General features: G+C 64.0%; 14 protein-coding genes. 8 read left to right on the forward strand and 6 right to left on the reverse strand.

Annotated features, from left to right (window positions below):
• Positions 1–75 precede the first annotated feature (75 nt).
• Together AWC08_RS16205 and AWC08_RS16210 are read left to right on the forward strand one after the other, a co-directional pair.
• Positions 76–840 carry an enoyl-CoA hydratase/isomerase family protein gene (locus AWC08_RS16205; RefSeq protein WP_065134906.1) on the forward strand — a complete coding sequence of 255 codons (765 nt, stop codon included), beginning with the start codon at positions 76–78 and terminating at the stop codon, positions 838–840.
• Between the two features lie 98 nt (positions 841–938).
• Positions 939–1,262 carry a hypothetical protein gene (locus AWC08_RS16210; protein WP_232007845.1) on the forward strand — a complete coding sequence of 108 codons (324 nt, stop codon included), beginning with the start codon at positions 939–941 and terminating at the stop codon, positions 1,260–1,262.
• Here the strand turns inward: AWC08_RS16210 and AWC08_RS16215 are convergent.
• Positions 1,178–1,873 carry a TetR/AcrR family transcriptional regulator gene (locus AWC08_RS16215; protein WP_069433517.1) on the reverse strand — a complete coding sequence of 232 codons (696 nt, stop codon included), beginning with the start codon at positions 1,871–1,873 and terminating at the stop codon, positions 1,178–1,180. The genes AWC08_RS16210 and AWC08_RS16215 overlap by 85 nt on opposite strands.
• Positions 1,874–2,081: 208 nt before the next feature.
• On the opposite strand from AWC08_RS16215, the gene AWC08_RS16220 reads away from it, so the two are divergent.
• Positions 2,082–3,353 carry a cytochrome P450 gene (locus AWC08_RS16220; protein ID WP_069433524.1) on the forward strand — a complete coding sequence of 424 codons (1,272 nt, stop codon included), beginning with the start codon at positions 2,082–2,084 and terminating at the stop codon, positions 3,351–3,353.
• Between the two features lie 4 nt (positions 3,354–3,357).
• Here AWC08_RS16220 and AWC08_RS16225 read toward each other — a convergent pair whose 3' ends face one another.
• The 4 genes from AWC08_RS16225 to AWC08_RS16240 are packed head-to-tail and all read right to left on the reverse strand — an operon-like array spanning position 3,358 to position 5,752.
• Positions 3,358–3,639: a cytochrome C oxidase subunit IV family protein gene (locus AWC08_RS16225; protein WP_065134910.1), complete on the reverse strand. Its 282-nt coding sequence runs from the start codon at positions 3,637–3,639 to the stop codon at positions 3,358–3,360.
• A 3-nt stretch (positions 3,640–3,642) separates the two neighbouring features.
• Positions 3,643–4,230, reverse strand: coding sequence for a cytochrome c oxidase subunit 3 family protein (locus tag AWC08_RS16230; protein WP_085087975.1), 588 nt, complete (start codon positions 4,228–4,230; stop codon positions 3,643–3,645).
• The gene (locus AWC08_RS16235; RefSeq protein ID WP_069435634.1) at positions 4,227–4,982 is read right to left on the reverse strand and encodes a hypothetical protein; all 756 of its coding nucleotides are present in this window, start codon (positions 4,980–4,982) and stop codon (positions 4,227–4,229) included. Before AWC08_RS16235 ends, AWC08_RS16230 begins: the two co-directional genes overlap by 4 nt.
• The gene (locus AWC08_RS16240; protein WP_069435635.1) at positions 4,979–5,752 is read right to left on the reverse strand and encodes a hypothetical protein; all 774 of its coding nucleotides are present in this window, start codon (positions 5,750–5,752) and stop codon (positions 4,979–4,981) included. The genes AWC08_RS16235 and AWC08_RS16240 overlap by 4 nt, the downstream gene beginning before the upstream one ends.
• Positions 5,753–5,917: 165 nt before the next feature.
• Here AWC08_RS16240 and AWC08_RS16245 point away from each other — a divergent pair, with 165 nt between their 5' ends.
• Positions 5,918–6,430 (forward strand): TetR/AcrR family transcriptional regulator, encoded by a 513-nt coding sequence (locus AWC08_RS16245; protein WP_232008178.1) that lies wholly within the window; start codon positions 5,918–5,920, stop codon positions 6,428–6,430.
• 59 nt (positions 6,431–6,489) lie between these two features.
• A complete protein-coding gene (locus AWC08_RS16250; RefSeq protein WP_065134914.1) occupies positions 6,490–6,774 on the forward strand; it encodes an Mtp family mycobacterial-type pilin in 285 nt (94 codons plus the stop codon).
• A gap of 13 nt (positions 6,775–6,787) precedes the next feature.
• On the opposite strand, the gene AWC08_RS16255 is transcribed toward AWC08_RS16250, so the two are convergent.
• Complete coding sequence (locus tag AWC08_RS16255) at positions 6,788–7,192, reverse strand: hypothetical protein (protein WP_085087978.1); 405 nt, start codon at positions 7,190–7,192, stop codon at positions 6,788–6,790.
• A 175-nt stretch (positions 7,193–7,367) separates the two neighbouring features.
• Between AWC08_RS16255 and AWC08_RS16260 the strand changes: the two genes are divergently transcribed.
• The 3 genes from AWC08_RS16260 to AWC08_RS16270 all read left to right on the forward strand — a co-directional run bounded on the left by AWC08_RS16260 (position 7,368) and on the right by AWC08_RS16270 (position 9,239).
• Complete coding sequence (locus AWC08_RS16260; protein ID WP_065134916.1) at positions 7,368–8,102, forward strand: hypothetical protein; 735 nt, start codon at positions 7,368–7,370, stop codon at positions 8,100–8,102.
• Positions 8,103–8,212: 110 nt separating this feature from the next.
• Complete coding sequence (locus tag AWC08_RS16265; protein WP_232007745.1) at positions 8,213–8,656, forward strand: twin-arginine translocation pathway signal; 444 nt, start codon at positions 8,213–8,215, stop codon at positions 8,654–8,656.
• 76 nt (positions 8,657–8,732) lie between these two features.
• Positions 8,733–9,239: an Rv2253/PknI dimerization domain-containing protein gene (locus AWC08_RS16270; RefSeq protein ID WP_069432845.1), complete on the forward strand. Its 507-nt coding sequence runs from the start codon at positions 8,733–8,735 to the stop codon at positions 9,237–9,239.
• The last annotated feature ends 20 nt before the right edge of the window (positions 9,240–9,259 follow it).

The following is a 9,259-nucleotide window of genomic DNA, read 5'->3' on the forward strand; positions in this document are numbered from 1 at the left end:
CTGCGGTGATGATGCTATTCTCCGGACACGAGAATGCCAATATCGCCGTTCTCGCGCCCCGAGGAGTGATCACCCATGGTCGAGCTGGAGTTCGACGAATTCGCCACCGGGGTGGCCGTACTCACCATCGATCGCCCCCATGCCCGCAACGCCATCGCGCTGGAGACCATGGGGCAACTCGAGCGGGCGTTGCAGGCGGCCGCCGGCGCCCGCGCTCTGGTCATCAAGGGTGCCGGCGATCGGGCCTTCGTGTCCGGCGGTGACCTCAAAGAGCTCAGCGCGCTGCGCACCGAACAGGACGCCGCGGCGATGGCGAAGCGGATGCGCGACGTCTGCGATCAGATCGCCGGGTTCCCCGCCCCGGTGATCGCCGCGCTGAACGGTCATGCCTTCGGCGGTGGCGCCGAAGTCGCTGTGGCCGCGGACATCCGGGTTGCCGCCGACGACATCAGGATCGCGTTCAATCAGGTGCAGCTGGAGATCATGCCGGCGTGGGGCGGCGCCGAGCGCCTGGCCGCGCTGGTCGGCAAGAGCCGGGCATTGTTGTTGGCGGGCAGCGGAATTGCGCTGGACGCGACCGACGCCGAACGCATCGGGCTGGTGGACGTGGTGGTGCCGCGCGCATCCTTTGACACGGCCGACAAGGGATGGCGCTCGGTGGCCAACTCGCTGGCTCGCCGTCCTGCCGCCGAGATAAAGCGGGTAATCAGCGGAGTTTCCGCAGATGAGGCGATAGCATCGTTTGCACGCCTGTGGGTAGCAGACGCGCACTGGCAGGCCGCAGAACGGGTCATGAGCCGCACAGCCAATCCGCGCCCAGCAGCCGGAGGAGCGATATGACAATCACCGCAACGAGACTTTGGCGGGTCGGCATCGCAGTGCTGTTCGGCGGCCTCCTGATAGCTCCCGGCCAGGCGACGGCGGACGACGACCAGCCTATGCATCAGGTGGTCTACACCATCTCCGCCAAGAACCCGATTTACGCCGACATCTACTACCAGGATCAAGACCCGACCAAGTTCTCCGACTACAGCCATAACCCCTACACGTTCACTCCGAACATTCAGGCCGACATCGCCCCGGGTAGGCCGTGGACCCAGCAGGTGATGCTCGTCAACCCAGACGCCTGGGCGATGGTCAGCGTCAGCACCGGGCGGCAACCGGGCACGCCCGGATTTCACTGCACGGTGTCAGTTGACGGCAACGTCGTCGTGTCCAAGGACGGGGACCGGGGCGTGCTTTGTTCACTGCGGACCTGGTGATCCACGCCGTCTCCCGACATATCCGCCAGCGGTTCGCCTTCCAGACGGCGCAGGTGACGTTCGACGAAGTCCGTCGTTTCGGCGTGACCGTCCGACATGCCCAGCGCCTGCTCGAGCACCAGCATGCGCGACAGACTGGTCATGAACACGGTCCACACCATCGGCGGCACGTCATCGGTATTGACCGCGTACCGCCGCAAGGCCGCCGACACGGCCTGACGCTGTTCGTCGCGGAAACGTTCAGCATAGTAAGCGATTTCGGCACGCATTTCTTTGCGATGATTCGCCAGCGCCATGAATTCCATCGAGATCCGCGCGAAGCCCGGATCGGAGCCGAACTTCCACAGCGCCCACAACGGCTGCGGCGATTGCAGCAGCCGCGCCTGTGTCTGCAAACCCTCCTCGGCACGGCGGCGAAAGACGGCGAGGAAGAGGTCTTCCATGGTGCGGAAATAGTAGTGCACGAGCTGCGGTTTGAGTCCCGCCTCATTGGCCAGTCGCCGGGAAGTCACTGCGGCGTAGCCCTCTTCGAGCATCAGTCGTTCGGCCGCGTCGAGCAGCAACCCGCGATTCTTCGCGTCGGGCGCCCCGATCCTGCGGGCCGATGTCATGTCACTGCCCCTACTCTCTGCTCTCGGCTGCCGGTTACGCCGATCGTAGCCACCGGCCGCGGCCGGCTCTGGCCGCGCAACCTTGACCCTGACATTACCGCCATGCTAAGCAAGTGCTCAGCAGAGCATCTCATTCGGGCGGCGCCAGCTCTCGTCGCCGACTCAGCATTGGCCCCACATGGCGCCGGCTTCAGGAGGCACGTACCACATGAGCAACTACGACACCATCGACTTTTTCACCGATCCGTCACTGGTCCCCGATCCGCACCCATACTTTGACTACCTGCGCAGCCGCAACCCGGTGCTGCGGCTGCCCCACTACGGGGTGGTCGCCGTAACCGGATACGAAGAGGCCACCGCCGTGTATAAGGACACCGATTCCTTCTCGAATTGCGTTGCGCTGGGCGGGCCGTTCCCCCCACTGCCGTTCACGCCCGAGGGCGACGACATCAACGCCCAGATCGACGCGCACCGGGAGAGCTTCCCGATGTACGAACACATGGTGACCATGGACCCCCCGGACCACAGCCGGGCACGGTCGATTCTGAGCCGGCTACTGACCCCGAGCCGGCTCAAGCAGAACGAGGAGTTCATGTGGCGGCTCGCTGACCGCCAACTCGACGAGTTCCTCGTCAACGGCGAATGCGAGTTCATCGGAGAGTACTCGAAGCCGTTCGCCACGTTGGTGATTGCCGATCTGCTCGGTGTTCCCGAGGAGGACCACAAGGAGTTCCGGGTCGTCCTCGGCGCGGACCGACCCGGCCGGGTGGGTGCCCTCGACCACGAGTCGGTAGGCATCAACCCGCTGGAGTTCCTGGACGACAAATTCTCGGCCTACATCGAGGACCGGCGCGCCCATCCGCGCGAAGATGTCTTGACCGCGCTGGCCACCGCGAAGTATCCGGACGGGTCGACACCCGAGGTCATCGACGTAGTCCGTTCCGCCACTTTCCTTTTCGCCGCCGGGCAGGAAACCACGGCCAAGCTGCTCAGCGCCGCCTTGCAGGTCATCGGTGACAGGCCGGACATCCAGCAGCAGCTTCGCGACGACCGCACCCTGATCCCCGGATTCATCGAGGAATCACTGCGCATGGAAAGCCCGGTCAAGAGTGACTCGCGGCTGGCGCGCCGAGCCACCCAGGTGGGCGGGGTGGACATTCCTGCCGGCACCGTGGTCATGGTGTTGCCCGGTGCCGCCAACCGAGACCCGCGCCGGTTCGACAACCCGCACGAGTTCCAGATCGACCGCAAAAACGTCCGGGAGCATATGGCTTTCGCGCGTGGGGTGCACTCCTGCCCGGGCGGGCCGCTGGCTCGGGTGGAGGGCCGCGTGTCGATCGAGCGCATCCTGGACCGGATGGCCGACATCGGCATCAACGAAGTTCACCACGGCCCGGCCGATGCTCGGCGTTATACCTACGAGCCGACGTACATCCTGCGCGGACTCAACCAGCTGCACCTCACGTTCACCCCGCAGTAGGCCCTCAGCGGACGGCTAATCCCACGAAGTAGCTGCCGAACAATCCCGCGCCGATCAGTAGGATCCAGGCGTCGGTCAACCGGCAGAGCAGGACCGGGGCCTGCCTGACCTCCATGAACTCACGAAAGATGATGCGCACCTTGATCAGTGCGATGACGATGACGCTCGATGTGACCATGACGTTCGATCGCAGCGAACCATCGGCCGCGTGATCGATCCCTAAGTAACTCGCGGTGAGGCCGGCCAGTATCAGCCAGACGACCAGCAGCCTCTTGTTGAATTTCACCGCTCACCTCACCACGTACACCAGCGCGAAGATCAGCACCCACAGGAAGTCGACTGTGTGCCAGTAGGTTGCGCAGGTTTCGACGAGCTCTTGGGACTCCGGCGATCCGCGCCTGGCGCCCCGGAGCCGGTACCCAATGATGCCAAGGGCGACGAACCCGATCAGCAAGTGCACGAAATGGATTCCGGTGAGGAAGAAGTAGTACGTGAAGAAGTCGCTGCTTTCCAAGCCGTGTCCCGTCCGCACCAATCGGGCCCACTCGAACACCTTGAGCCCCAGAAAGACTGCGGCGAACACTGCGGTGGCGACCACGTCCCGAACAGCCGCCCGATAGGCACCGGCGCGGGCGGATTGCACGCATCGCGCCACCGACCAGGAACTGAGCAGCAGCACCAGGGTGTTGAGCACCCCGATCCGCAGATCCAGGTGCGTCTGAGCGTGCAAGAACAGCTCGGAACTTCGCGCGCGATAGAACAGGTAGAAGCCGAAATACGCGGTGAACACCAGTGTCTCGAACAAGACAAAGGCCCACATGTCCGGCTGTCCCGGCACGAACGGGGCACGCTTGCCCTTATCGGCGAGCTCACTCATGACGCGATGGCCCCGCTGCGCGGCAGGTTCGGCAGCGGGCCGGTGCCGAAGTCTTCCCGCCGGATCAGCTGGTACAACATGACGATGAAAGTGACTTGGTAGACACCGAATACGACCATGTCGAGCCACCAGGCGATCTGACCGTTCCACGCGAGCACGCCGCGCCCGAATATCCAGCAGGGCGCCACCACCACCTCGGTCAGCGCATTGCAGAGGTTGAGATAACCGAACCACTTGGGGAACACTCGGTTCTTGTCGATCAGGATGGCGACCATCCAGATCAGCGAGCCGATCAGGAACACTCCCATGGTTCCGTCGAAGGACAGGAAGGCGAAGTCGTACAACCAGCCGAGCACCTTCGGGTCGCGGTCAGGCCGCAGCGTCCCGACGATCAGCGCGATGCACAGCAGCAGCATGCCGGGAACCGCTGCGAGGGAGTAGATGATCAGATACGAGTATCCGAAGATCCGGCTCACCGACATGCGTCGCATGGAATATGCGATCAGGGCGTTGTTCACCGCGGTCATCCCGGCGACCGCGAAGATGATCCCAAAACCGAGGGGTATCCCCACGCGACGTTCGTCGAACCAGTGAATCTGGGTCGCGAGGTCCCACGAGGGCTGCGGCGGAGGCTGCACCTGGGCCACGATGAAGAACACCGGGAAAAAGATGTTGTAGAAGAGCAGGAGCGTCCACCAGGCCAGCCACAGCTCACGCTTGGGGTTGTGCCACAGGTTCGTTACGACGCTCACCGGCTGCCCGGTTCCGCTGAGGCCGTCTGGGCACGCTCTCGATACACCGCCCGCCCCAGGGCAACGCCCATCACGACGATCCAGACACCGATGGCGACGTTCTTCACCCAGAACGACAACACGCCGTCCCACGCCAGCGGGCCGGACAACGACACGCCGACGAAGGCCGCCGGCAGCAGCGCCACAGCGACGAGCAGGTTGAAATGTGCCACCCACCGGCGGAATACCGGGTGCGGCTGATCGTCCAAAAATATTGCTAACGCCAGGATTACGCTCTGCCCGATCAGAAACGGAACCAGGATGGTGAAGGTGATCCACGCGAAGTCGTTCAGCAACTGCGTCAGTTCCGGACTTCGCTCGGGGCGGAACGCGGCCAGCAGCCAGCAGACGTTGGCGATGAGAAACAACGTCGGGCCACCGGCGATACAACCCAACATCGCGTAGGAGAAGATCGGCGTGCGATGCGCCATCCGCCGGATCTGCATCACGATCAGCGTCAGAATCGGCACGAGACACACGCCGAACCAATTGAAAATGATCATGCTGTAACGGATTTCGGGAAGGTGCGCGGGATCGCGGTAGAACGCGGCTACCTGCTCGGCCGACATGGTGGGTGATATCGGCGGGTGGAAGCCCGGGAACAGGAGAAAGGCGGCGATCCAGATGACGACCGTGACGGGCAGTGTCCACAGCAGGATCAACTCACCATCGGTGCGCCGCAACCCCACTCGTGGAGGATCCGCGTCGACGCCGGTGCCGGTCTCGGTCATGGGCGACTCCTTGCGCACTGCTTGGCGCGGCTGGGCTCCTCAGCGAAACTAGCCGATCGGCTATTCCCGGTCAATAGCCGGTCAGCTACGCTGCCTGGTGTGGTCGAGGCGACGCCCCAGAGCCGGTTTCGGTTCATCACGCGCAGCGCCGCACAGACGCGCGTCTTGGACGCGGCGCTCCAGCTGATCGGCGAGCACGGCGTCGGCGGAACATCCCTGCAGATGATCGCCGATGCCATCGGGGTGACGAAAGCGGCTGTCTACCACCAATACCGGACCAAGGAACAGATAGTCATCGCACTCACCGAACGGGAATTGGGCGGACTCGAGGAAGCCTTGGAGGCGGCGGAGGCACACGGCCACCGGACCGAGGCCCGCGACGTCCTGCTCAACCGGGTGATCGATGTCGCCGTGCAACGACGCGGCGCGGCAAGCACTCTGCAGTTCGACCCCGTGGTGGTGCGCCTGCTGGCCGACCACGAACCGTTCCAGCGCTTCATCCAGCGCCTCTACGGAGTGCTGGTCGACGACACCGCCGAAGACGCGCGGGTATCGGCGGCAATGTTGTCGGGTGCCATCGCGGTCGGCGTGCTCCACCCGCTCGTGGCCGATATCGATGACGACACCCTGCGCGCCCAGTTGCTGCGGATCACCCGTCGGCTATTCGATGCGCATTAATCAGAACCGATTCGCGCAGTTCCATTTTCACCAGCGTGTCACTCGGATACCGTTCTGGTATGGACAGTGTCAGACGTCTCGCCGCAGTCGCGATGATGGTCACGACCGGGTTCGGCCTGACCGGCGCGGCCATCGCCGGCGCCGACGATGACGTGCCCTGGCCGTGGGTCGGATACCACTGGTGCCCGGGTCAGCCCTTCAGCGCCAACTGGGGGCCGCAGTTCGACCCGACGACCTGTCACGACGCGCACCATCGCGACATGGACGGCACCATCCACAACCGAGATTACTTTGGCCCCAGCCCGTTCCAGGACTGGCCCGAGATTCCCAACAACCGGCCCTGATCTCCCCGCGGCGCTAAGTGTCGCCGCGCTCCCACACCTTCTTTCCGTCATGGGGATTGCACACCAGGAACAGGCCGTCCGGGGCCTGCGCGACGTAGTACTCCGGGTACTCGACGCAGGATGAATTCTCGTTCTTGACGCCGACCATCGGCGGCGACCGGAACCAGCGCGGCTCATACCGCCTCGGTGATCCGCAGAACATCAGCCGGCCCGGCTCGGTGGCGAAGGACACGTAGTAATCGGCGGTGCCGAACACGTAGTAGGTGGTGTTGTCGCAGGGCGCTCCGAGCACCTGGTGTCCGGCGATCCCAGGCGTGCAGTCGGGATAATCGCAGGTAACCGGATCCGCGGCCGCCTGCGGTGCCGCCACTACACCGAAGCCGAGCAATGCGGCGACCGCTGCCACAAAGAATCGCACCAGCTTAATTTGCCACAGCTGGCCAGAAAATTCATTATGTTGGCGACAGATGGTAAGAAAATTCTCCCCTGCGGAGAAGGCGTGAGGCGGCCCGCGCTTCAGCCACCACCGGAACCGGCGAAGCGGTCCGCCAGTGATAATGTGACTCTCTCGTAGTGCGGGCAGGAGGTGGTTTATGCCGCGGCGCGAGCCTTCGGCTGAGGCGCTGGATGCCGGTACTGAGACGGTTTCGGATCCCGCGGCGACTTTGGCACCCGACTCCGCTGATCTGGCCGCAATCGAAGCCCGCGCCGAAGCCGCCCGGGCCCGTGCGTCGGAGCTGCGCAGACAAGCGGAGCAGGCCGCTGGCAGGGACGTCGAATCGTCAGCCGAGGACGAGGCCGCGCAGCCTCGCCGATGGTTACCGCGCCGGTGGCGACCGCGCCGGCCCAGGCGCAAAGCCGTCGTCGTCGGCGCCGCGATCCTGGTCAGCTGCGCCGCTTGGGGCGGCAGCGGCTATCTCCTCTGGCATCACCATCGGGTCGTCCAGCAGCAGCAGCGCTCAGCGGAATTCGCCGCCGCGGCGCGCAACGCCGTCCTGACGATGATGTCGATCGACCCGACCAGGGCCCGAGACGACTTGCAACGGTTCGCCGACGAAACAACGGGGCAGTTCAAGGCCGGCGTACTGATGGGCGCCGAGGACATGGTCAAGGCACTCGAGCAGTCGAAAGTCGCGGCGAAAGCCGCCGTGCAAGCCGTCGCCGTGCAGTCCATGAGCAACGACTCCGCGGTCGTCTTGGTGGCGGCGAAATCCGAACTCATCAAGCCCGATCAGCCGACACCGCAAATGCGGTGGTTTCGCCTCGTCATCAATGTCGAGAGGGACGCCGGGCAGTTGAAGATCTCGAAAATCGAGTTCGTCCCGTGACGGAGGACGAACCGGCTCGCGAGCCGAGCGCCAGTCAGCAGACAAGGGCGCGTCGTTTGCCGGCTCGGCGGCGGGCACGGTGGCGTCAGGTTCTGATAAGCATTCTGGTCGTGGCTTCGACGGCTTTCTGCGTCGGCTACTTCTTCGCTGTCTATCGGTCGGACAAGGACACCGACCGGGCCGTGACACGTGAGGTGGTGAAGGCGGCCAGCGAGGGAGCGGTGGCGTTGCTGTCCTACTCCCCCGATACCCTCAGCCGCGACTTCGCCAATGCCAGATCGCGGGTCACCGAGGACTATCTGCCGTACTTTCAGCAGTTTGCTGATCAAATCGTCGGGCCCTCCGCGCAGCGGGCGCAGGTCACCACCACGGCTACCGTTGTGCGGGCCGCAGTTTCGGAACTGAATCCGAATTCAGCCGTCGTGCTTGTTTTCGTAAAGCAAAAAACCGCGAGCAAGGAAAAGCCCGAACCAGTAGTGACATCGAGCAGCCTTCGAGTTACGTTGAAAAAGGTCAACAGTTCGTGGCTTATTCAGAAATTCGAGGGCTTATGAGCGCGCATCGTCTTTCTTTCTCAGCCTACTTTGACCGACGGGCATTTGCCGTTCGCAACGCGTCGAGGAGTGTCAGGTGAGGCGTTCGTTAAGCGCGGCGGTCGCGGCCGCCGCTGTGCTCGGTGGAGTAGGCACGGCCCCGCCCGCATGGGCTTACAACCCGGCCATCAACGGAACGTTCACCGCGACCCAGATCGGCGACTGGGCCCGGACACGCACGGTGTATCACGACGAGGAAGTGGTACGGAGCACGTGGAGAATCACTACTTCGTGTTCCACCGCTCAGGACTGCACCGGCACGGTGGTGAGCGACCAGGGCTGGACTGCACCGCTGTACATGCATGACGGACTCACCTGGTACCTCAAACGCGACATCCCGAACTGGGAAACCTGTGAGGACGGCACTTCCTACACCGGCCACGACAGCTTCTACTTCTACCCCGCTAACCCGGAAACCGGTGAGAACACGCTTGGATCGTCGGTGCTGGCGGGACGGGAGCACACCAGCGCCGCGAGCGGCGCCTGCGGACGCAATGACCCGATGTACATCGAACAGCCGTTCCGGCTGGACCGGATCGGCTGATCCGGCCCCTGCCGGTAAAC

The organism is Mycobacterium gordonae (assembly GCF_002101675.1).
GTDB lineage: Bacteria > Actinomycetota > Actinomycetes > Mycobacteriales > Mycobacteriaceae > Mycobacterium > Mycobacterium gordonae.